This window comes from Brachybacterium sp., from assembly GCF_052095815.1.
GTDB lineage: Bacteria > Actinomycetota > Actinomycetes > Actinomycetales > Dermabacteraceae > Brachybacterium.
Window position 1 is genome coordinate 171,185 of record NZ_JBQDLF010000001.1, and the last position, 22,178, is coordinate 193,362.

General features: G+C 70.2%; 20 protein-coding genes. 11 read left to right on the forward strand and 9 right to left on the reverse strand.

Going from position 1 to position 22,178, the window contains the following annotated elements; translation table 11 throughout:
* The first annotated feature begins 43 nt into the window (after positions 1–43).
* Genes tatC through ACTH43_RS00850 form a run of 7 tightly spaced genes read left to right on the forward strand, consistent with a single transcriptional unit; the run spans position 44 to position 8,783 of the window.
* Positions 44–877: a twin-arginine translocase subunit TatC gene (gene tatC, locus ACTH43_RS00820; protein ID WP_441443026.1), complete on the forward strand. Its 834-nt coding sequence runs from the start codon at positions 44–46 to the stop codon at positions 875–877.
* A complete protein-coding gene (locus ACTH43_RS00825; RefSeq protein ID WP_441443027.1) occupies positions 874–1,839 on the forward strand; it encodes a diacylglycerol/lipid kinase family protein in 966 nt (321 codons plus the stop codon). The genes tatC and ACTH43_RS00825 overlap by 4 nt, the downstream gene beginning before the upstream one ends.
* Positions 1,836–4,853, forward strand: coding sequence for a DEAD/DEAH box helicase (locus tag ACTH43_RS00830; protein WP_441443028.1), 3,018 nt, complete (start codon positions 1,836–1,838; stop codon positions 4,851–4,853). The genes ACTH43_RS00825 and ACTH43_RS00830 overlap by 4 nt, the downstream gene beginning before the upstream one ends.
* Before the next feature lie 35 nt (positions 4,854–4,888).
* Positions 4,889–5,665: a hypothetical protein gene (locus tag ACTH43_RS00835; protein ID WP_441443029.1), complete on the forward strand. Its 777-nt coding sequence runs from the start codon at positions 4,889–4,891 to the stop codon at positions 5,663–5,665.
* Positions 5,662–7,383, forward strand: a complete 1,722-nt coding sequence (lnt, locus tag ACTH43_RS00840) for an apolipoprotein N-acyltransferase (RefSeq protein ID WP_441443030.1) — start codon at positions 5,662–5,664, stop codon at positions 7,381–7,383. The genes ACTH43_RS00835 and lnt overlap by 4 nt, the downstream gene beginning before the upstream one ends.
* Before the next feature lie 2 nt (positions 7,384–7,385).
* Complete coding sequence (locus ACTH43_RS00845; protein WP_441443031.1) at positions 7,386–8,141, forward strand: polyprenol monophosphomannose synthase; 756 nt, start codon at positions 7,386–7,388, stop codon at positions 8,139–8,141.
* A 36-nt stretch (positions 8,142–8,177) separates the two neighbouring features.
* Complete coding sequence (locus ACTH43_RS00850) at positions 8,178–8,783, forward strand: FxsA family protein (protein WP_441443032.1); 606 nt, start codon at positions 8,178–8,180, stop codon at positions 8,781–8,783.
* Between the two features lie 449 nt (positions 8,784–9,232).
* On the opposite strand, the gene ACTH43_RS00855 is transcribed toward ACTH43_RS00850, so the two are convergent.
* The 5 genes from ACTH43_RS00855 to ACTH43_RS00875 form a co-directional block, all read right to left on the reverse strand.
* Positions 9,233–9,583 carry an RNA polymerase-binding protein RbpA gene (locus tag ACTH43_RS00855; protein WP_299305221.1) on the reverse strand — a complete coding sequence of 117 codons (351 nt, stop codon included), beginning with the start codon at positions 9,581–9,583 and terminating at the stop codon, positions 9,233–9,235.
* 156 nt (positions 9,584–9,739) lie between these two features.
* Positions 9,740–10,564, reverse strand: coding sequence for a glycerophosphodiester phosphodiesterase family protein (locus ACTH43_RS00860; RefSeq protein WP_441443033.1), 825 nt, complete (start codon positions 10,562–10,564; stop codon positions 9,740–9,742).
* On the reverse strand, positions 10,536–11,528 hold the full coding sequence (locus tag ACTH43_RS00865; protein WP_441443034.1) for an SURF1 family cytochrome oxidase biogenesis protein: 993 nt from the start codon (positions 11,526–11,528) through the stop codon (positions 10,536–10,538). Before ACTH43_RS00865 ends, ACTH43_RS00860 begins: the two co-directional genes overlap by 29 nt.
* Positions 11,525–12,043: a hypothetical protein gene (locus ACTH43_RS00870; protein ID WP_441443035.1), complete on the reverse strand. Its 519-nt coding sequence runs from the start codon at positions 12,041–12,043 to the stop codon at positions 11,525–11,527. The genes ACTH43_RS00865 and ACTH43_RS00870 overlap by 4 nt, the downstream gene beginning before the upstream one ends.
* Positions 12,040–14,019: a hypothetical protein gene (locus tag ACTH43_RS00875; RefSeq protein WP_441443036.1), complete on the reverse strand. Its 1,980-nt coding sequence runs from the start codon at positions 14,017–14,019 to the stop codon at positions 12,040–12,042. Before ACTH43_RS00875 ends, ACTH43_RS00870 begins: the two co-directional genes overlap by 4 nt.
* Positions 14,020–14,189: 170 nt before the next feature.
* Between ACTH43_RS00875 and ACTH43_RS00880 the strand changes: the two genes are divergently transcribed.
* Both ACTH43_RS00880 and ACTH43_RS00885 read left to right on the forward strand, forming a co-directional pair.
* Complete coding sequence (locus ACTH43_RS00880; protein WP_441443037.1) at positions 14,190–14,915, forward strand: beta-ketoacyl-ACP reductase; 726 nt, start codon at positions 14,190–14,192, stop codon at positions 14,913–14,915.
* Positions 14,916–14,960: 45 nt separating this feature from the next.
* Positions 14,961–15,488, forward strand: coding sequence for a SixA phosphatase family protein (locus tag ACTH43_RS00885; protein ID WP_441443038.1), 528 nt, complete (start codon positions 14,961–14,963; stop codon positions 15,486–15,488).
* Positions 15,489–15,617: 129 nt separating this feature from the next.
* Here the strand turns inward: ACTH43_RS00885 and serB are convergent, their stop codons facing one another.
* Together serB and glgC are read right to left on the reverse strand one after the other, a co-directional pair.
* On the reverse strand, positions 15,618–16,310 hold the full coding sequence (gene serB / locus ACTH43_RS00890) for a phosphoserine phosphatase SerB (protein WP_441443039.1): 693 nt from the start codon (positions 16,308–16,310) through the stop codon (positions 15,618–15,620).
* Complete coding sequence (gene glgC, locus ACTH43_RS00895; RefSeq protein ID WP_441443040.1) at positions 16,307–17,548, reverse strand: glucose-1-phosphate adenylyltransferase; 1,242 nt, start codon at positions 17,546–17,548, stop codon at positions 16,307–16,309. Before glgC ends, serB begins: the two co-directional genes overlap by 4 nt.
* Positions 17,549–17,682: 134 nt before the next feature.
* Between glgC and glgA the strand changes: the two genes are divergently transcribed.
* On the forward strand, positions 17,683–18,876 hold the full coding sequence (gene glgA, locus ACTH43_RS00900) for a glycogen synthase (RefSeq protein WP_441443041.1): 1,194 nt from the start codon (positions 17,683–17,685) through the stop codon (positions 18,874–18,876).
* 19 nt (positions 18,877–18,895) lie between these two features.
* Here glgA and ACTH43_RS00905 read toward each other — a convergent pair whose 3' ends face one another.
* Both ACTH43_RS00905 and ACTH43_RS00910 read right to left on the reverse strand, forming a co-directional pair.
* Positions 18,896–19,681 (reverse strand): hypothetical protein, encoded by a 786-nt coding sequence (locus ACTH43_RS00905; RefSeq protein WP_441443042.1) that lies wholly within the window; start codon positions 19,679–19,681, stop codon positions 18,896–18,898.
* Complete coding sequence (locus ACTH43_RS00910; RefSeq protein WP_441443043.1) at positions 19,678–21,258, reverse strand: RNB domain-containing ribonuclease; 1,581 nt, start codon at positions 21,256–21,258, stop codon at positions 19,678–19,680. The genes ACTH43_RS00905 and ACTH43_RS00910 overlap by 4 nt, the downstream gene beginning before the upstream one ends.
* A gap of 100 nt (positions 21,259–21,358) precedes the next feature.
* Here ACTH43_RS00910 and ACTH43_RS00915 point away from each other — a divergent pair, with 100 nt between their 5' ends.
* Positions 21,359–22,153, forward strand: a complete 795-nt coding sequence (locus ACTH43_RS00915) for an ABC transporter ATP-binding protein (protein WP_441443044.1) — start codon at positions 21,359–21,361, stop codon at positions 22,151–22,153.
* Positions 22,154–22,178 lie beyond the last annotated feature (25 nt).

Below are 22,178 nucleotides of genomic sequence, written 5' to 3' on the forward strand. Positions count from 1 at the left end.
ATCGGAGCCCGCGAATAAGTCACGCAGGGACCCCGAAGGACGGATGTCGCTCGGCGAGCATCTCGTCGAGCTGCGCAACAGGCTGATGATCAGCGCGATCACCGTCCTGCTGCTCTCCATCGTGGGCTGGTTCCTGTTCCCGTGGGTCTTCGACGCCGTCAAGGCGCCGATCGAGGCAGCCAGCGAGGACTCCGAGCTCCAGTCGCTGATCAACTTCCAGGGCGTGGGCCAGGGCCTGAACGTCAAGCTGCAGATGGCCGCGTACATCGGCCTGATCCTGTCCTCACCGATGATCATCGCCCAGATCTGGCTGTTCGTGATGCCGGGCCTGCACAAGAACGAGCGCAAGTACGCCATCGGCTTCTTCGGCAGCGCGATCCCGCTGTTCTTCGTCGGCTGCGTGGCCGGTTACTGGGCCGTCAGCCAGCTGGTGCCGGTGCTGATGAGCTTCACGCCCACCGAGGGCTCGGTCTCGCAGATCATCCCCTACGACCAGTACCTCGCGCTGCTGATCAAGACCATGCTCGCCTTCGGCATCGCCTTCGTGATGCCGGTGGTGATGGTCCTGCTGAACTTCATGGGGCTGGTCAGCGGCAAGGCGATGCTCAAGGCGTGGCGCTGGATCATCTTCCTGAGCTTCGCCTTCACCGCCGTCATGGTCCCCACCCCGGAGCCGATCACGCTGATCGCGATGTCCGCAGCGATCGCCAGCCTCTTCTTCGGTGCGATCGTCATCTCGCTGATCCACGATCGGCGCAAGGCGCGCAGGTCCGGTGACGAGGACCTCGACGATGACCAGGCCAGCAGCATCGACGACGAGGTGGAGAAGATCGACGGCCCGTCCCGCCTGGACGACGCCGACGGGGACGGGCGGTGAGCAGGCTCCGTGTGGGTCTGCTCGCGAATCCCACCGCTGCACAGGGAGCCGCTCACCGGGTCGGCCGCCAGGTCGGCCATCTGCTGCGGCTGGCCGGGATCTCCGTGGTGGACCTCTCCGCCACCTCCGCCCACCTCGCCCGGGCCCGCGCCGAGGAGATCCGCGACTCCCTGACCGCATTGGTGGTCGTCGGCGGTGACGGCACCGTCTCGCTCGGCGCCGAGATCGTGGCCGGCTCCCCGGTGCGGCTCGGGATCGTCCCTGCCGGCAGCGGCAATGACTTCGCGCGCGCCCTCGGGCTGACGATCAACGATCCGGAGGAGTCCACCCGGGCCCTCCTCCACGCCCTGTCGCGCCCGGTGGTGACGATCGACGCGATCGAGATCATCGCCGCCGGCGAGCATGCGCTGCCGCATCGCTCGCTCGCCCTGGGCAACGTGAACCTGGGCTTCGATGCCCTGGTCAACGCACGTGCCAACAGCTCTCGGGCCCGCCACACGGTCCGCTATACGACGGCCCTGATGCGCGAGCTGCCCGCCTTCACCCCCCTGCCCTACTGGCTCGAGATCGACGGGGGCGAGCGGATCGAGCTGGACGCCACGATCCTGACCCTGTGCAGCTCCGGGATCTTCGGCGGCGGGATGAAGATCGTCCCCGAGTCGCGGATCGATGACGGCATGCTCGAGCTGGTCACCGTCGCCGGGCTGGGCCGCAGCCAGCTGCTGCGCTTCTTCCCGCGCGTCTACCGGGGCACGCACACCACCCTGGACGCGGTGAAGATCCAGCCCGTGCGCGAGGTGACCGTCGGCCTGCGCCACGGCCGGGCACTGCGCGCCTACGCGGATGGCGAGCCCCGCTCGCTGCTGCCGCTGACAGCACGGGTGCTGCCCGGAGCGGTGCGGCTGCTCGCCGAGCTGCCCGCCGCGGCGGAGACCGCCGACGGCAGCGAGGGAGCCCAGTGACCTCTCCCTCCGAGCGCTACGCCCAGTGGAAGCAGGAGCAGCAGCAGGAGCAGTCCTCCCGCGAGCTCACCGCCTTCACCGCCCGCTACCCCTTCGATCTCGACGAGTTCCAGCTGGCGGGCGGGCGGGCGCTCGAGGGCGGCAGCTCGGTCCTGGTCGCCGCCCCCACCGGCGCCGGCAAGACCGTGGTGGGGGAGTTCGCGGTGCATCTCGCACTGGCCCGGGGCCACAAGGTCTTCTACACCGCGCCGATCAAGGCGCTGTCCAATCAGAAGTTCGGCGAGCTGGTGGACTGGCTGGGCGCCGAACGTGTGGGTCTGCTGACCGGCGACACCTCGATCCGCCCCGATGCCGAGGTGGTCGTGATGACCACCGAGGTGCTGCGCAACATGCTGTACGCGGACTCCGACCTCCTGCAGGGACTGGGGTTCGTGGTGATGGACGAGGTGCACTATCTCGCCGATCGCCTGCGCGGGCCGGTGTGGGAAGAGGTCATCATCCACCTCGACCGCTCGGTGCAGCTGGTCTCGCTCTCGGCGACGGTCTCCAATGCGGAAGAGTTCGGTGCCTGGCTGCAGGAGGTCCGCGGGAGCACCGAGATCATCGTCTCCGAGACTCGCCCGGTGCCGCTGTGGCAGCACGTGATCGTGGGCGATGAACTCCTGGACCTCTTCGTCGATGCCGACGGGGAAGCTGTGGTGTCACAGGGTCCGGGCGCCCGCAGCGACCGTCAGGTGAACCCCGAGATCGAACGCATCACCTCGTTCTCCCTTCCCGTCGACGAGCGGACCGGCGGCGCGCGCGGCAAGGACTACCGGGGGAGGAAGGGCACCGGCGGGCGCCACCGGCCCCGCGGCTCCGGACAGCACCGCCCTCCCCACAAGCGCAGGGGGCGTGGCCCCGGCGCCTACGACGGCAGCGGCTACGGCGGCAACCGGAGCGGTGACAGCAGGAGCAGCGACAGTAGGAGCCACGGCGGTCAGGCCCCCGGACTGCCGCAGCGCACGATGCGGCGTCCCGAGGTCGTAGCCCTGCTGGACCAGGCAGAATTGCTGCCCGCGATCGTGTTCATCTTCTCCCGCGCCGGGTGCGAGGGCGCCGTGCAGCAGTGTGCACGGGCGCGCCTGCACCTCACCGATGACCGGGAGCGACGTGAGATCCGCGCAGTGCTCGACGAGCAGCTTGCCGGGATCGGCGCCGAGGACGAGGAGGTCCTCGGCATCGCCTCCTTCCGCCGCGCGGTGCTCGACGGCTTTGCCGCCCACCACGCCGGGATGCTGCCGCTGCTGAAGACGGTGGTCGAGCAGCTCTTCGCCCGGGGGCTGATCAAGGTCGTCTTCGCCACCGAGACCCTCGCGCTGGGCATCAACATGCCAGCCCGGTCGGTGGTGCTCGAGAAGCTCGTGAAGTTCAACGGTGTCGAGCACGCGGACCTCACACCGGGAGAGTTCACTCAGCTCACGGGACGCGCAGGCCGCCGCGGTATCGACACCGAGGGCCATGCTGTGGTCGTCGCGGGGCCCCGGTTCGATGCCCCCGCCGTGGCCTCCCTCGCCTCGAAGCGCACCTACCCGCTGCGCTCGGCGTTCCGACCCACCCCGAACATGGCCGTGAACCTCCTGGACCGTTTCGATCTGGCACGTGCCCGGGAGACCCTCGAGACCAGCTTCGCGCAGTTCCAGGCAGACCGTTCCGTGGTGGGGCTCGCCCGCCGCGCCCGGGAGCTCGAGGACACGGTGACGTCCTACCAGGAGGCGGTGACCTGCGACCGCGGCGATCTCCTCGAGTACGCGCAGCTCCAGGAAGCCGTCTCCGAGCGCGAGAAGACCCTCGCCCAGGCTCGCGCTGCTGCGGACCGGGACCGGACCCGCTCGGTCCTCGGTGACCTCCGCCGTGGTGAGGTGATCGCGCTTCCCGGCGGGAAGCGCCGGGGGTACGCGGTGGTGCTGGACGTGGACCGCGCGGTACTCGGCGGCCCACAGGTGGACCTGCTGGACACCGAGGGCCGACGTCGCAGCCTGCGCCCGGGCGATGTCCCCTCCCCGCCCGCCGTGATCGACAGCCTCCGCCTCCCGCGGCAGGATGCCCTGGGCAGTGGGAAGGTGCGCAAGGACACCGCGGCCGCGCTGCGCCAGCGACTGGCCGGACAGGACGACGCCGATCGCCGCGAGGTGCGGCGCCGCACCGGCCGCACCCCCTCGACCGTCGCCACCGATGAGCAGCTGCTCGGCCTGCGCGAACAGCTGAGCGCGCATCCGTGCGGCGAGTGTCCGGACCTGGAGTCGCATCTGCGCTGGGTGGGCCGCTGGCGGAAGAGCCGCGCGGAGCTCGAGGGAGTGCAGCGCAGGATCCGGGGGCGCACCAGTTCCCTGGCCCGTCAGTTCGACCTGCTCACCGGCCTGCTCATCGAGCTCGGCTATCTCGAACGGGTCAGCACCTCGTCCGCCGTCGGCATCCCCGACGCGGTGACGGATGCTGGCTCCGCGGAGCTGCGACCGACCCCCACCCCGGAACTGCGACCGACGGCGAGCGGCCTGCGGCTGCGACGGCTGTTCAGCGACCGGGACCTGTTGATCGCCGAGTGCCTGGAGCACGGCGCCTGGTCGGGACTCTCCGCCGCCGGGCTGGCCGCGGTGGTCTCCGCCGCGGTGCATGAGTCTCGCCGCGACGATCGTGCCCCGGAGCTGATCCCCGAGCCCGCCGTGGGTGCCGCGCTCGAGGCCTCCGCCCGGGTCGCCGCGCGCCTGCAGGCCGCTGAGAGCCGATATGGCATCACGCCCACCAGTGCCCCCGATCCCGCGATCTCTGCGATCGTGCACCGCTGGGCGCAGGGTCTGCACCTGGCCGCAGCGCTCGAGGGCAACGATCTGCCGCCCGGGGACTTCGTGCGGCACTGCCGCCAGGTGATCGACCTGCTCGATCAGCTCACTGCGGACCCCGAGCTCGGACACATCGCACGCGAGTCGATCAGGGCCGTGCGACGAGGTCTGGTGGCCCAGGAGATCGACCGATGAGCTTTTTCCCAGGCGGACGGGAGAAGCTTGGCCCCGTGAGCGAGAACGACCGTCATCAGACCCCCGCGACCGGGCAGGCCGCCGCCCCGATGCTCTACACCGGGATCGTGCTGTACAGCGCCGGCGATCCGGAGGCCTCCGCGATGCTGGTCGCGGACGGGCTCATCGCGTGGACCGGCCCGGAGGACACCGCGCGCGTGCTCCACGGCGATGTTCAGCAGGTCGATGCGACCGGCTGCCTGATCACTCCGGGCTTCGTGGACGCCGCCGCGACCGCCGACGGCTCTGCCCCTGATCCTGCGGATGATGCCGCAGCGGCCGCGCTCGGCATCGTGCTGCGGCTGCCCGGCCCCACCGGGATCCGAGAGGGAGTGCGCATCGTCGCCCCGGTCAGCGAGAGCGCCGACTATCTCGACCTGCTCGCTGAGGGCACCCCGCTCGCCTTCGCCTCCGCGGGCGAGCCGGCGGCGGCCGATCCCTGGGACTGGGTGCGCGGCGCCGCCCGTACCAGCCCCGCCGAGCAGCGCATCAGCGACCGCGCGGCCTTCCTCGCCGCCTCCCGTGGCGGGCAGCGGGTGGCCGGGAACCGCCACCCCGGGTCCCTGCAGACGGGGATCCCGGCGACCTTCGTGGTGTGGGAGCCGTGGGACCTCACTGTCCGCTCCCATGCCCAGCGGGTGGACAGCTGGTCCACCGACCCGCGCTCCCGCACCCCGCTCCTGCCCGACCTGGACCAGGGGACCCCGCGCGCCCTGCGCACGGTGGTGGACGGACACATCCTCCACGACCGGCTCGGTCAGGACGGCGGATGACGGCGACCACACGGTCGAGACCGTCGCGCGAGCGCAGCCGTAAGTCTCGTGACGAGTTCACACCCACACCCTGGCCGGTTGCTGTGCTGTGCGGCGGCTTCGGCGGCTTCTGCGCACTGCTGGCCTTTCCTCCCTACGGCATGTGGATGCTGCTGCCGGTGGCGATCGCCCTGCTCGGGGCGGGCCTGCTCGTCCGCTCCTCACGGCTCGCGATGTTCGTCTCACTGGTCTGGGGGCTCGCGTTCTTCGTCCCGCTGACGCATTGGGCGAGTACCTACGCCGGTACGATGCCCTGGATCGCACTGGGCGTGTTCGAGGCCCTCTACATCGTGCTCTTCGGCCTGGTCGCTCGGACCGTGATGGTGCGTCGAGGCCTGTGCATCTCCAGCGCACTGATCGTCGCGGCGCTCTGGGTGGGAGTCGAGACGCTGCGCAGCACCGCCCCCTGGGGTGGCCTGTCCTGGGGTGCCAGTGCCTTCGCACTGGCCGAGTCCCCGCTGCTGAACCTCGGTCCCTGGATCGGGATGGCCGGGCTCTCGCTGGTGACCGCCCTGCTGGGACAGCTGCTGCTGTTCGGCGTGCTCGCGCTGCTGGGCAGGCGCCGCCGCGGGCTGATCGGCTTCTCCGGCGTATGGCCCTGCGCGATCGCGGTGTCCCTCGTGCTGGTGACCGTGGTGGTCCCCTATCCGCACAACCGCGCACCGGTGGACCGGCCGTCCATGACGATCGCCGCCATCCAGGGCTCGATGGGCGAGATCGATCCGATCTCCTTCACCATGCCCGATGACGTCTTCGAGAACCACCTCGCCGTGACCCGGGAGATCATCGAGCAGACGGCGGCCGACGGCACCCAGCTGGGCCTGATCGTCTGGCCCGAGGATTCCACCGGCTGGGATCCGCGGCAGGATCCGGTGCTCGCGGACCAGCTGACCTCCGCGGCCGAGGACGCCGGTGCCCCGATCCTGATCGGCACCCAGACGCGGGTGGGCGAGACCGAGAGGCTGAACCAGTCGGTGCTGTTCACCCCCGAGGCGACCACGCCCTACCAGTACTCCAAGCGTCATCCGGTGCCGTTCGGCGAGTTCATCCCGATGCGCGGGCTGTTCCGCCAGCTCACCGACAAGGTCGACCTGGTCTCCCTGGACATGATCCCGGGGCAGGACGTCGGAGTGATGGATCTGGGCGCCCTCGATCAGGGAGAGGGGAAAGTGGGGATCCTGATCTGCTTCGAGATCGCCTACGACTCCCTCGTCCATGATGTGGTCGATGGAGGCGCCGAGGTCATCGTCGTGCAGTCCAACAACGCGCTGTTCGGAGACTCCCATGAGGCGATCCAGCAGCTCGCCCAGGCGAAGGTGATGGCGGTGATGTCCGGCCGCAGCGTCGTCCACATCTCCACCGTGGGAGATTCTGCGATCTTCAGCCCGGAAGGTCGCCAGATCGACCTGGTCGGTCATTGGGACCGAGGCTCGCTGCTGGCCGACGTTCCCCTCCGCACCGGCATCACCCCGGCGGTCGCGGCAGGTCCGTGGATCGCAGTCGTGATCTCCGCCCTGGGACTGGTGGGGCTGTTGTCCGCGCTGACCACCGACCGTCGCGCCCTCGCCCGCTCCGCGACCGCCAGCACCGGCTCTACCCGCAGTGCCTCTGCCCGCGGCGGCTCTGCCCGCAGCGGTTCTGCCGGTACCGCACCATCCCGCACCCGCCGAGGACAGTGACCATGCATCCCTCCAATGCCCCGCTGCCGCCGACCCTCATCGTCATCCCCACCTACGATGAGCGAGAGGCGCTGCCGGGCACTCTGGCCCGTCTGCGCGCCGCTGTGCCCGAGGCGGATGTCCTCGTGGTCGACGACTCCTCCCCGGATGGCACCGGTGCGTGGGCTGAGCAGATGGCAGCCCAGGATCCGGCGGTGCACGTGCTGCACCGGGCCGGCAAGCAGGGTCTGGGACCCGCCTATCTCGCCGGCTTCGCCTGGGGGATCAAACGCGGCTACCAGCAGCTGGGGGAGATGGACGCCGATGCCTCGCACCGACCCGAGCAGCTGCCCGGGCTGCTTGAGGCGGTGCGACGCGGCGCCGACCTCGCGATCGGCTCCCGCTGGATCCCCGGCGGGGCGGTGCATGACTGGCCGCTGCGCCGCCAGGTGCTCTCCCGGGGCGCGAACGTCTACGTGCGGGCCCTGATGGGACTCGGTGTCTCGGACGCGACCGCCGGCTTCCGGGTGTTCCGCGCTGAACTGCTCGAGCGAGTGATCGCCGAGGACGTCGCCTCCCAGGGCTACTGCTTCCAGGTGGACATGACCCGACGTGCCCGCGACCTGGGGGCGGTGATCGCCGAGGTGCCGATCGACTTCGACGAGCGCACCGAGGGGGCCAGCAAGATGTCCTCGGGAATCGTGCGGGAAGCGCTCGTGAAGGTCACTGTCTGGGGACTGTCACGTCGTGCCCAGGCGGTTCGCAAGGCCCTGAGTTAGGCTGAACTGGTTCGCCACCGCAGGAAGGGAGCCTTCATGGCCGCACAGCAGCGCAGCACTTCGGGGGCGTCCGCACGCGCTTCAGCCGCCGACGGCGCGCAGAACCCGCGCTCCGGCTCGACCTCACGCTCCGGCTCGACTTCGCGCTGGGGGGTCCTGATCCCGCTGGGGGTCGTCCTGCTGGGGCTCGTGGAGCTCACCATCCTGGTCCTGATCGGGATCAACACCAGCCTCTGGTGGTCCGTGCTCGCGATCGCCGTGGGCTGGGTCGTCGGCATCGCGTTGCTGGTCGCCGCCGGTCAGCAGTCCTTCGTGCGCCTGCGCTCTCTAGTTCGCGCTGTGCGCGGTCGCGGAGACGTGCAGGAGCATCTTTCCCGCCCGGCGTTCACGCTGCTCTCCGCGCTGTTCTTCTTCTTCCCAGGAATCCTCACCGATCTGATCGGGTTGGTCCTGCTGCTCACCCCGGTGCAGCGCCGCTCGGTCAAGGCGATGGGGCTGAGCAGCGGCTCCGAGGGGGCGCGCAAGGTGCTCTACCGCCGCTCCGGCACCGGCGTCATCGACGGCGAGATCATCCTCGACAGCCGCTCGTCGGGCCCGTCACGCGGTGACGGCAGCACGCCGCCCATCATCACCCAAGACTGAGCCTCCCCACCGCTCCGTGCCACTCCAGGGCCAGGACATCCAGGGCCAGAGCGCTCGATGTCTCGTGCGCGAGCCCGCTCGCGTCACCCATCCCCTCTGAACTGTCGCTCTCGGGCCGCCCATCCGGTCTGGGTGGTCGCTCTCGCATCGCCCGTCCTCTCTGAGCTGTCGCTCTCGCGTCGCCCATCCCCTCTGAACTGTCGCCTGGGGGCTTCGTGGGCGACAGTTCAGAGGGGATGGAGCCGCACCTTCAGAGGGGATGGAGCTACAACTTCAGAGGGGTGGAGCCACACACCACCCATCGTGCGCTGGCTCTCGGAGACCATGACGAGCTCGGGGACCACGACGCGCTCGGGGGACACGACGAGCGCGGGGGACATGACGAGGGGGCACCCACCGCATGGTGGATGCCCCCTCGTCGCTCTGCTCAGGTGAGCAGTGCGGATGTCTCAGAGGTTGCGGCGCTGGTGAAGCTTCCCGGCGCGCAGCAGCGCGAGGCGCTGGTCGAGGAGGACCTGGAGGTCCTCTTCGCTGCGACGCTCGAGCAGCATGTCCCAGTGGGTGCGCACGGGCTTGCCCGGCTTCACCTCGGGACGCTCATGGTCACGGAGCAGCGCGGAGGCGCCGCAGCGGCACTCCCACACGGCGGGCACGTCGGCCTCGACCGAGAAGGGGAGGACGATGGTGTGGCCGTTGGGGCAGTCGTAGACGGACTCCTGGCGCGGTGCGGCGAGGACGCCCTCGTCGGTCTCCATGGAGAGGGAGCCCAGTCGGGTGCCTCGGAGGCTGCGGCTGTTCATGCGGTTCTCGCTTCCTGCCGGGGATGGCGGCCGGACGGTGTGCCGTCCGGAGAGGTCTGTGGTGTGGTGGCACTCGAAGGTGGTGTGGTGGCACTCGAAGGTGCCAACGCGCACGGAGCCGGATCTGTTCCCAGACCCGGGTGGGGTCCTCGCGTCTCAGATGCTGCTGGGACTATTCGAGAGCAGCTCGGAGAGCAGATCGACCCGATTGGTGATAATACCATCCACGCCCATGACCAGCATTTCCCGCATGGTCCTGGGGTCATCGATCGTCCACACGTGCACCTCGCACCCGGCGCGGTGGGCAGCAGCGACATTCGCCGTGGTGACCACCGGGATCCCCTGATAGGTGGGAGGGACCTGCAGCGCGCCGTAGGGAGCGAGGATCCGGCGGATGACGGGGGCGGGGGCCTCCACCGCACGGGCTGCGAGGAAGCTCCCGATCACGCCGCGGGCGGGGCTGCGCACCGGGGTTGTCCCGGTGGCTGCGTGGATCGTGGCGACGGCCTTGCGGACCACGTCGCCGTCGAAGCCCGCCACGCAGACCCGGTCGGCGCTGCGGGTGCGCGCAATTGCGGCGACCGCGGGCCCGATCGCCGCGGCGTCCTTGATGTCCACGTTGAGCGGGACGTCGCGGAAGGTGCCCAGCACATCCTCGAGCATCGCCAGCGGCTCGTCTCCGGCGAGCCGCACCGTACCGGCCTCATGGGCGCTGAGCTGATCGATCCGGCGCTCGTCACCGGCGACGCGGAGCAGGTCCTCATCATGGAAGGCCAGCGCCAGCCCGTCGCGGGTGGCGCGGGTGTCTGTCTCGAGCATGCCGGCACCGGCCGCCAGGGCGTCCTCGAAGGCACGCATCGTGTTCTCGGCCCCGTCGAGGGCGAGGCCGCGGTGGGCGATGCGTCGCGGCCTCGGGCCCGGCAGGAACCTGGACCTCGGGTCGCTGCTACGCTCAGGGCGTCTGCTGATCGATGAGGGCATCTTCTTCCTCCTCGTCCTGGCCCCGGCGCCGAGCGCGGACCGCACGGCGGGGACGGTGATCGGTGGGCTGTCGGGAGGGGCGCGGCGTGGCCGCAGATGCCGCTTCGCCTCGCCCCGTCTCGTCGTCATGGTCCAGGGTGGTCCGGGAAGCTGCGGGCGCGGCGTCGGAGTGCTCGGAGCCGACGGCGTCCCGCTCCTCCTCGTCCGCTGCGAGATCCTGGAAGAGCCGGCGCGTGCGGTAGATCAGAGCGGCCGGGAAGAACAGCGCGAAGACCCACCACTGGACGGCGTAGGACAGGTGCGGGCCCAGGGAGGTGTCGGGGTAGGGGAGCGCCGTCGGCCGTTCTGCTGCCGGATCTTCTGCGGCCAGCTCTCCATACGCCTGGGAGACGAGGCCCCCATCCTCCAGTCCCATCAGCCCGGCGGACTGCTCGGGGTTGACCGAATGGGTCTGGCCCGGGGGCGGCTCCCGGTCCAGTACGGGCTCGGCGGGCCGCAGGCGCACCGTGACGGTGAGCTCTCCTTCGGGTGCAGGAGCGAGCTGCGCCGGGTCGGAGGAATCCGCCTGCTGCGGCACCCAGCCCCGAACGACCAGCAGACTCGTGCCGTCGTCGGCCTGGAACGGAACCAGCTGCCAATACCCGACCTGGCCCGAGAGCTGGCGATTGCGCACATAGAGCACGCAGTCGCCTTCGGTGCAGTAGCTGCCGTGCAGGGTCACCGGGGTCCAGACGTCTGCGGTGCTCAGCGGCGACTGCGGATCAGGGAGCACCTGGTCCAGGGAGACCGGTGCGGATTCGTAGTTGGTGCGGACCACGGCCGCCTCGTCACGGCGGTTCTCGTAGCGTCCGTACTGCCACATGCCCAGCAGCACGCAGAGCGCCGCCAGGAGCAGCACAGCCACCAGCCCCAGCAGGGTCTCTCGGCTGAAGAGGATGCGTCGACGGGCGGTGCTGTCGGTCATTCGGCGACCGGTGCCGCGGCACCCGCCTCGGTCACCGGGGCGACGGCCTGCAGGTGCCCCGCGGCCTCCGCCATCATCCCGGGCAGGTCTTCGATCGCGAAGTCGACCAGCAGCACGAACATGACTGCGGTGAGCGCAGCGACCACGAATCCCAGAGCGGTGACCGAGATCGTCACCCCGAGCCGCAGCCGCGGCCGCTGCTTGCGGGGCTTCGCCGGAGGGAACCCATAGTCCTCGGACTGCAGGTGGTTCTCCGTCCACATCCCGGGGTTCAGCACGGCGACCGGGTACTGGTCCACCCGAGACCGCGGGCGGGCACCGCTGGCAGGGACATCCTCGGAGTCCTGCAACGGTGCCTCGCCCTGCCCTGAGGGCTGGTCCTTCAGCCAGAGCCTCCAACCCGCCGGCACCGGACCCCAGGAGTACTGGGGTCGGAAGTCCGCCGGCGGGATCCATCCGTCATGCGGAGGCTCCGGCCAGTGGGGCGGCGGGTTGAAGCGCTGGCGCTGGGTCACGCAGGGACGTCCCAGGAGTACTGGTCGGCACGGGAGTCGAAGACCAGCTTGTTGCCACCGGCACGCTTCACGTCGAAGAGGAGCGTGAGCGTGTATTCCTCTCCTGCCTGGTGTTCGTTCGGGCCGTCGGTCCCGGAGCCCTTGAGGCCGAAGCTCGCGGTGGCCGGCTCCACGGCGCCGCCGTAGGGGGTCTGGATATCGAACCGGAACGGGTTCATGGACAGCTCGCCCTCGGTCACCGTCATCTTGGCGGTGAGCACGACGTAGTCGCCCTGCTGCGCGTCTTCGACGGCACCTCCGTAGCTTCGCTCCAGCTCCGCGCCGGGGGTGTAGACCATGTGGACCGCCATGGTGCCCGTGCCATCGGGTCCCACGATGTTGATCGCCTCAGCCTCGGCGGCCGGGTCGATCGTGTTGAGATCGGTCGGGATCGGGATCTCGTCCTCGGTGGTCTCCTCCTCGGTCGGCTCTTCCTCGGTGGTCTCCTCGTCGGTGGGTTCGTCCGTCGTCGGATCCTCCTCCTGAGTGGTGGTAGAACCGCCACCACCGGCCTCCGTGCCGCCCGAGCGGCTGAACAGGAAGATGCCGCCGATGGCGATCAGCGCGAGCACGAGCACGATCGCGATCAGGCAGCCGATCCACCAGAAGCGCTGGATGATGCCCTTCTTCGGCGGTTCACCGGCGCCGGTCGACGCGGTCCAGCCGGACCCGGTGTCGATTCCGGGGGAGTTCTGGCCGTAGCCCGGTGCGGGATAGTCCGAGGCGGAGCCCTGTCCCGGGTAGTCCGGTGCGGAACCCTGGCCGTAGCCCGCGGCGGGCGAGGCCTGACCGTAGCCCTGGGCCGGCGAGGGCTGGCCATAGCCCTGGGCAGGTGATGCCTGGCCATAGGCGGGAGCGGAGGAGCCGTCGCCGTAGCCCTGAGCGGGCGAACCCTGGCCATAGCCCTGGTCCGCGGGCTGCTGGCCGTAGCCCTGGCTGGGGGATGCCTGCCCGTAGCCCTGACCGGAGGGATCCTGCTGGCCGGACGCGGCTGCCGCGCCAGCAGCCCCGCCGGCGGCTGCGGCACCGGCCGCCATGCCGTAGCCGGCGCCCTGAGAGCCCTCACCGGAGTGGTTGCTGTCATCGGCGGCGACGGGCTCTGCGGACTCGTACGGCGCGGACTCGTAGGGTGCCTGCTGTGCGAGGTCGGCCTCGAGATCGGGGCCCCCATATTCGGCAGTCTCAGCGGCGCCTTCCGCCTGCGTTGCGTGGGAACCGGCGGCATCGGGAGCGGCGCTGTCGCGCTGCCCGGAGTCCGCGACATGGGTGGCGTCATCATGGACGGCCGTTGCGGACGCATCTTGCGGCGCGGCGGCAAGGCCGGACTCCTCAGCGGTCCCAGCCGGCTCGGCTGCGACGGCGGGCTCCGGAGCGGCAACGGGCTCCGCGGCGGCGGCGGGCTCCGCAGCGTGGCGACCGACGGACTCCGCCGGGGCTGAGCTGCTCTGGTCGTCGGCCAGCGGCATGGAGCCGCCGCCAGCGGACTGGTCGACATCCTGCTCGGGCGCACCCTGCACGGGCGCATCCTGGGCGGCGGGAGCCTGCCCGTAGGGGTTCAGCGACCCGTACTGCCCGGCGGATGCCTGCTGATCGCCGGCTGCCTGTTCAACGTCGGGAGCCTGCTCAACGACGGGAGCCTGCTCGGCGGCAGGCGTCTGCTCGCCGGTGGAGGCCACCCGGGTGGCGTCGTCGGCGTCAGGTGCGGGAGCGGTCGGTCCCTGCTCACTGGTTGATGCGACGCGAGTGGCATCGTCGTCGTCGGCCGCACCAGCCTGTTCGGAGGTCGCCTGCGGGGCCGGGGCCTGCTCGGACGCGGTCCAGAAGTTCCAGCCGTCGGGAGCGGGGCCCCACGAGGGATCCGGCTGCCAGCCGGGAGGCGGGCTCCAGTTGGCATCGTCGATCGGCCAGTTCGGCGGAGGATTGAATCGATATGCCATCGGGCAGCACCTTCCGGGGCGATGTTCGTGGACGGGTACCCCCCATGGATCCCGACACTCTCTCGCCCCGTATCGTAGAGCACGAGCACATGCCGAGGCGTTTCCCTCACCGCATGACATCGTCCTTTATGAGGGCATCCGCCCCGCCCACCTCTCACCCAGGAGTCTGAATGTCCGACGCCACCACCGAGCCGCGCAGTGTCCTGATCACCGGAGGGAACCGGGGGATCGGTCGCGCGATCGCCGAGGAGTTCCTCCGTCGCGGGGACAAGGTTGCTGTGACCAGCAGATCTGGGCAGGGCGGGCCGGACGGCGCGCTGACCGTCGCCGCTGACGTCACCGACGGGGAGAGCCTGGATGCGGCCATCCAGACGGTCGAGCAGGCCCATGGCCCGATCGAGGTGCTGGTGGCCAACGCAGGGATCACCGACGATCAGCTGCTGCTGCGGATGGGCGACGAGTCGTTCGAATCCGTCATCGACACCAACCTCACCGGTGCCTTCCGCACCGTCAAGCGGGTCATCAAGTCGATGATGCGGAAGAAGAAGGGGCGCATCGTGCTGATCAGCTCGGTGGTGGGCCTCTACGGCTCGCCGGGCCAGGTGAACTACGCCGCGTCGAAGTCGGGGCTGATCGGGATCGCTCGCGCGCTCACCCGTGAGCTCGGCTCCCGCGGGATCACCGCGAACGTGGTCGCGCCCGGCTACATCGACACCGAGATGACGCAGGCGCTCTCCGAGGATCTCCAGGCCTCCTACCGCAAGGCGATCCCGGCGGGCCGTTTCGCGGATCCGTCGGAAGTGGCGAAGGCGGTCACGTTCCTAGCGAGTGACGATGCGGCGTACATCTCGGGGGCCGTGATCCCCGTCGACGGCGGCCTCGGCATGGGACACTGAGCCCGAACCTGCACCACCGATCCCGTAAGGCGTGAACGCATCTCCATGTCATCTTCCGACCCCGACAGTCGTCTGCTGCTCCTGATGCGTCATGGCAAGGCGGAGAGCGGATCCGGCCAGCCGGATCACGCTCGCGCCCTGGCCGAGAAGGGGGAGGCTCAGGCCCGCCTCGTCGGGGAGTACCTTGCCGCGCAGAGCGTGCAGGTCTCCCGGGTGCTGGTCTCCGATTCGCTGCGGACCACCCAGACCTGGGAGGCGGCGGCCTCGATGATGCCCGGCTTCGACGGCAAGGTCTCCTTCCACGAGGAGATCTACACCGGTGGGGCTGCCGAGCTCCTCGCACTGGTGCACGGCATCGGAGACCAGCACCCGGTCACGCTGGTCATCGGCCATGAGCCGACGATCTCTACCCTCAGCGCGCTGCTGGCCGACGATGATTCCGATCCCGGCGCAGTCGCCCAGGCCCGCATCGGCATGCCGACCGGCGGGCTGGCCGTGCTCTCCGGCGTGGCGAGCAGCTGGGACGAGCTGCAGGAGGAGTCGTTGACCCTGCACACGATCGTCCGTCCCTGACCGGAAGAGCCCTGACGCACGGCTCTCCGTCGACCCGACGGAGCAGATCAGCATGACGGACCCTCGTCACCCAGGCCCTGCGGCCGGGTGACGATGGTCCGTCAGTTGTTGTGGGTCAGCTGCCTGGGGTCACCGATCGGTGACGGTGCTCGCAGCGCTCTCGAGGTGGGGCCAGGCGTCCAGCAGCGACTCCCCGTCGATCTCCACGTCGGCGATCTCGCGCAGCGCGGGCTTGGCCCGGAAGGCGATTCCGGTGCCGGCCGCGGCCAGCATCTCCCGGTCATTGGCCCCGTCGCCCAGGGCGATGATCCGCGAGGTGGGCACCCGATGCTGCGCGGCGAACTCCTCGAGGGCACGGCGCTTGGCGGCGCCGTCGATGATCGGTCCGGACACCCTTCCGGTGAAACGGCCATCCGTGATCTCGAAACGGTTGGCGCGTACATGATCGATGCCGATCTCCGCGGCGAGCTCATCGATGACCTCGTGGAATCCGCCGGAGACCAGTGCTGTCACCCAGCCGGCCGCCTTCGCGCGCCGCACCAGCTCGAGCGCGCCCGGGGTGGGCACCAGCACCGCCCGGACCTCGGCGAGCACCGACTCGTCGAGCCCCTCGAGCAGCGCCACCCGGGCGCGCAGGGACTGGGCGAAGTCGAGCTCGCCGCGCATCGCCGCGGTGGTGATCTCCTCGACCTGGTCCCGCACCCCGGCATGCTCCGCGACGAGCTCGATCACCTCCTGGGTGAGGAAGGTCGAGTCGACGTCGGAGACCAGCAGGCCGGTCGCCGTGCGTGCGGTGAGTTCGGTCGCCGCCGCAGCGGTCACGGGGTGATGACCGTGCCCTTGCCGAGCACCGTGATGCCCGACTCGGTGACCACCCAGCCGCGCGCACGATCCTTCGCGGCATCCAGACCGATCTGGGTGCGCGGGGGCACCACGATCCCCTTGTCGATGATCGCGCGGTGGATCTGGCAGTGGCGGCCCACGATCACGTCATCCATCAGCACCGAGTCGGAGACGTTGGACCACGAGTTCACGCGCACGCCGGGGGACAGGACCGAGCTGGAGACCTGTGCGCCGGAGACGACCACGCCGGGGGAGATCACCGAGTCCACGGCGGAGCCGACGCGACCGGGTCCGGCATGGACGAACTTCGCCGGCGGCTCGTTGCGGTGACCGGTGAAGGTGGGCCACTCGGAGTTGTAGAGGTTGAAGACGGGATGGATCGAGATCAGATCCATGTGCGCGTCGTAGAAGGCATCCAGCGTGCCGACGTCCCGCCAGTAGTCGCGGTCCCGGTCGGTGGAGCCGGGCACGTCGTTGCGGATGAAGTCGTACACCGCAGCGTCGTTCTTCGCGACGAAGGAGGGGACGATGTCCCCGCCCATGTCGTGCTTGGAGTTCTCGTCCTCGGCATCCCGGGTGACGGACTCGACCAGCGCGTCGGCGTTGAAGATGTAGTTGCCCATCGAGGCGAGGATCGAGCCGGGATCGTCGGCCAGCCCCTCGGTCTCGCTCGGCTTCTCGACGAAGGCCTTGATGGTGGTGGGATCGGACGAATCGGTCTCGATCACGCCGAACTGGTCGGACATCTCGATCGGCTGCCGGATCGCTGCGACGGTGCAGGACTTCCCGGACTCGATGTGCGCATCGAGCATCTGCGAGAAGTCCATGCGGTAGATGTTGTCGGCGCCGACCACGACGACGTAGTCGGGCTTCTCGTCGTGGATGAGGTTGAGCGACTGAGCGATCGCGTCGGCGCTGCCGCGGAACCAGTGCTTGCCCATGCGCTGCTGCGCCGGGACGGGGGCGACGTAGTTGCCCAGCAGCGAGCTCATGCGCCAGGTCTGGGCGATGTGCTTGTCGAGCGAGTGCGACTTGTACTGCGTGAGCACCACGATGCGCAGATAGCCGGAGTTGGCGATATTCGACAGGGCGAAATCGATGAGGCGGTAGATGCCGCCGAACGGCACCGCGGGCTTGGCCCGATCAAGGGTCAGCGGCATCAGCCGCTTCCCCTCGCCGCCGGCGAGAACGATGGCGAGAACCTTTTTGGACGACATGGTGCGAGGATAGTCCAGAAGTGGCACCCATCACGCCGGACTTCGTCCCTCGGACCGCAGCGCGGCCCAGGCGCTGTCCGATGATCTGACTCTGCCCATGAGAAACCGTTCGAGCCCATGAGAAGGAGCCTGACATGCGTGTCGATCTGCTCACCAAGGAGTATCCGCCCGAGGTCTATGGCGGCGCCGGCGTCCATGTCGCCGAGCTGACGAAGGTGCTCCGCCCGCACATCGACGTGCGGGTGCGGGCCTTCGGCGCCCCGAGGGATGAGGAGGGGACATTCTCCTACTCGACTCCCGCCGAGCTCGAGGGCGCCAATGCCGCCCTCTCGACGTTGGGGACGGACCTGCTGATCGCGGCGGACTGCGCGGGGGCGGATCTCCTCCACTCCCACACCTGGTATGCGAACTTCGCCGGCCATATGGCGTCGCTGCTGCATGGTGCCCCGCACGTGCTCTCCGCCCACTCGCTGGAGCCGCTGAGGCCGTGGAAGGCCGAGCAGCTCGGCGGCGGGTACGCGGTGAGCTCCTTCGCCGAGCGCACCGCCTACGAGGGCGCGGCCGGCGTCATCGCCGTCTCGGCAGGCATGCGCGAGGACATCCTGCGGTCCTACCCGACGGTCGACCCGGCCAAGGTCCACGTGGTCCACAACGGCATCGACATCGAGTCGTGGTCCCCGAATCCGGAGACCTCGGCGCTGACCTCCCGAGGGATCGACCCCGAGGCGCCGACGATCGTCTTCGTGGGCCGGATCACCCGCCAGAAGGGCCTGCCGTACTTCCTGCGCGCGGTACGGGATCTTCCCCGCGACTACCAGGTGGTGCTGTGCGCCGGCGCCCCGGACACCCCGGAGATCGCGCAGGAGGTGAGCTCGCTGGTCGAAGAGCTCGCCAAGGAGCGCGGCAACGTCCACCTGATCACCGAGATGCTGCCCCGGCACGAGCTCACCCAGATCCTCACCCACGCCACCACCTTCGCGTGCCCCAGCATCTACGAGCCGCTCGGGATCGTAAACCTCGAGGCGATGGCCTGCGGCATCCCCGTGGTCGCCTCCGCGACCGGCGGCATCCCCGAGGTCGTGGTCGACGGAGAGACCGGCTATCTCGTCCAGCTCGAGCAGGTCACCGACGGGACCGGCACCCCGGTGGACCCCGAGAAGCTCATCGCGGACACCCGCGACGCGCTGGTGCGGATGGTCTCCGATCCTGCTCGGGCGAAGCAGATGGGCGAGGCCTCCCGGCGCCGGGCGGCCGAGCACTTCTCCTGGACCTCGATCGCCGAGCGCACCCTGGAGGTGTACCGGACCGTGCTCGCGCAGAGCTCCTGACGCACAGGGGGTCCGGGGCTCAGCCGGTCTGCTCGGCGAGGATCCGCTCGACGGCTTCGACGAGCGCACTGCGGGCCGCCTCATGCAGCTCGTCGAGCAGCCCGCGCCGGGCCAGGGCCTCGGCGAGGTGCACGGTGTGGCCGTGCCCCTCGTCGATCTCCGCGCGGGTGAGCAGCACGGTGCGCGCGGCGAGCACCAGCAGATGCGCCGCGGAGCTGTCGATGTGGCGAGGCAGAGCGGTGGAGACCCACCCGGGCGGGATCCGGGCCGGCTCCACCGGCTCATCCGGCACCAGATCCAGCTCGACGCTCCCGTTCGCGGCCCGCTGCAGCGCCTGCAGCAGATCCTGGCGTGCGCTGCCCGAGGTGGCGGCCGGCGGCACCTGGGCGCCCACCGGCGCGGCCGCGCGTGCCCAGGAGACCGCGCTGACCGGGCCTCCCTCATGCTCGACGGACGAGAGGACGGGGATCAGCGTGTGGTCGGCGATGCCCGCGGCGGTGACCACGATCGCCTGCTCCGCGGCGAGCGCGAGCGGGATCGCAGAGGGAGGGCCGACGAGACCGGCCAGGCGGCCGGGGACAGGCAGGACCAGTCGCAGCTGCGCGAGCGGCAGCCGTCGCAGACCCGTCATCCAGCTGAAGAGGTCCTCTCCCTCGCCACTGGGGCCGCTGCGCCCCACGCCGTAGCTCATCTGTGCCGCGTCGTCGGGCCCCATGTCACCGCGCAGGTAGGCGGAGACCCACAGCATCAGCACCGCCGCGCGAGGAAGAGCGACTAGGTCCCTGCCCGCGGCGGCCTCGCTCACGCCGTGTTCCCGTCGGCGGCGTCGGCCCGATCGGCGGCGTCGGTTCCGGCTGCGACGAAGACGGCGCGGCGCTTCGCTGGGTCGACGGACTCGAGCCGGACCCGCACCACCTCGCCGGGCGCGGCGTCCATCGGCACCCAGGTCGTGATCGGCGGATCCGTCAGCTGCACCTCGACGCGGGTGGGGGCACCGCTATTCCCATTGCCGTTCCCATGACGGTTTCCTTGTCCGTTCCCCCCACCGTTCCCGTTGCTGGACTGCGTCGCCTCCCGGCGCTCGAGGACGGTCCCCTCGAACTCCTCGCCCTCCCAGGCGGCGAGGGCGGCGGTCTCCACCAGCCCGATCGCCTTGCGCTCCAGATCACCGGCACGAGCTCCGGCCGCGCGCATCGCCTCCGGGATCTCCGCCATCGCCGCCAGCAGCTCCGGTGAGGGGGTGCGGCCGGAGACATGGTCGTAGCAGACCAGCAGCACGAACCGATCCACCAGGCGGCGCAGCGGCGCGGTGGTGTGCGCGTAAGGGGCGGCGATCGCGGACTGCTCCGGGTCCTCGGGAACCTCCGCAGCGCTGGCGAACGCCGCATAGCCGGCACCCCGGAACAGGAAGGTGGCCAGGTTCAGCAGAGCCAGGTGCGTCGGCTCGTGCCAGTCCAGCGAGCGCAGGAACTCCCCGTAGCTCTGCTCGGTGGTCCAGGGGATCCCGAGCACCTGGCTCTGGCGGCGGAAGCGGTCCACCGCCTGCTGCTCGGCTGGGGGCATGGTGCGCAGGATGCCGGCACCGTGCTCGAGCATCAGCGAGGCCGCCGCCATGCCCGTCATCAGCGAGATCTGCGCATTGGCGTCCTCGATCGGATTGGGGCGGCGCCAGCTGAGCTGCACCACGTCCCCCTCGGCGACGATCTCCTGCTCGGGCACATTCAAGCTCGCACCGCCGCGCTGGGCCTCCAGCTGGGTCCGCAGCGCCCCGATCTCCTGGAGCAGCAGCATCATCGGCTGGCCCGCGCCCTGATCGAGCTCCTCCTGCACCCTGTCGTAGGCGAGCTTCTGCACGGAGCGGATCATCGCGCGCTCGAGGCCGATGCTGCGCACCTCGCCCGCCCCGTCGAGGTCGAGCACCCAGACGAACGCCGGGGTGTCCTGGTCCGGGAGCAGGGAGGCGGCGCCCCCGGAGAGCACCTCGGGGTGCAGGGGGATCCGCCGGTCCGGCAGATAGAGCGTCTCGCCGCGGTCGCGGGCCGCATGGTCCAGCGGGCCGTCGAGCGCGACGAACCACGGCACATCGGCGATCGCGTACAGCACCCGGAACCCGTCGCTCGTGCGCTCGAGGTGCATCGCCTGGTCGAGGTCGGTGGAGCTGGCGGGATCCAGGGTCATGAACGGGATCTCGGTGCGGTCGATGCGCTGCGCGGCCGAAGGATCCTGGGCGGCGGCCCGTTCCGCCTCCGCGAGCACCTCCGGAGAGAACTGGAGCGGGACGTCGCCATCCTGGTCCGCGAGCAGGGCGTCGATGCCCTCACGGATCACGTCGGCGGCGATGGACCCTCGGGGGGCGTGCAGGGAGACGGGCCGATGCGGCACGAGCACCTCCTGGAGCGGCGAGTCGGGCTCGGTCAGTCTATGGGTGGGATGTCGGCCACGTGAGCAGGTGAGGGGCCGCTCACCCGATAGGCTCAGAGGCATGTCCGTCGCAGCAGCTTCCTTGAACGATGTCACCGTCCGCCGCAGCGGGGCGCCGATCCTCGATGCGGTCTCCCTCGAGGTCAACGAGGGGGAGCGCTGGGCGGTCCTCGGCCCCAACGGCGCCGGGAAGTCCACCCTCGTGCGGCTGCTCTCCGCCCGGATGCATCCCAGCACCGGAAGCGTCGAGATCTTCGGCGAGCGGCTCGGCAAGGTCGACGTGTTCGAGCTGCGCCCCCTGATCGGGCTGGCCAGCCAGGAGCTCGCCGACACCATCCCGGTCGAGGAGACCGCGGAGAACGTCGTGGTCACCGCCGGTTACGGTGTGGTGGGCCGCTGGCGTGAGGAGTACGACCAGATCGATCTGGACCGTGCCCGCACCCTGCTGGCCGCCTTCGGCGTCGGAGATCTCGCCGCGCGAATGTTCGGCACCCTCTCCACCGGCGAGCGCAAGCGCGTGCTCGCCGCCCGGGCGCTGATGACCGATCCCGAGCTGCTGCTGCTGGATGAGCCCGCCGCAGGCCTGGACCTCGGTGGCCGCGAGTCCCTCGTGCGCACCCTGGGACGGCTCGCGAAGGACCCTGCGACTCCGGTGACCGTGCTGGTCACCCACCACGTCGAGGAGATCCCGCCCGGCTACACCCATGTGGCGCTGCTGCGCGAGGGCGCCGTGGTCGCCGCCGGCCCCATCGGCGAGACCCTCACCTCCCAGAACCTCACCCGCACGTTCGGCCTGCCGCTGATCGTCGAGCAGCGCGGCGAGCGGTACACCGCCCGCTCGCTCTCCCTGAACTGACCCGGTGGTGGAGCACCCTCAGCTG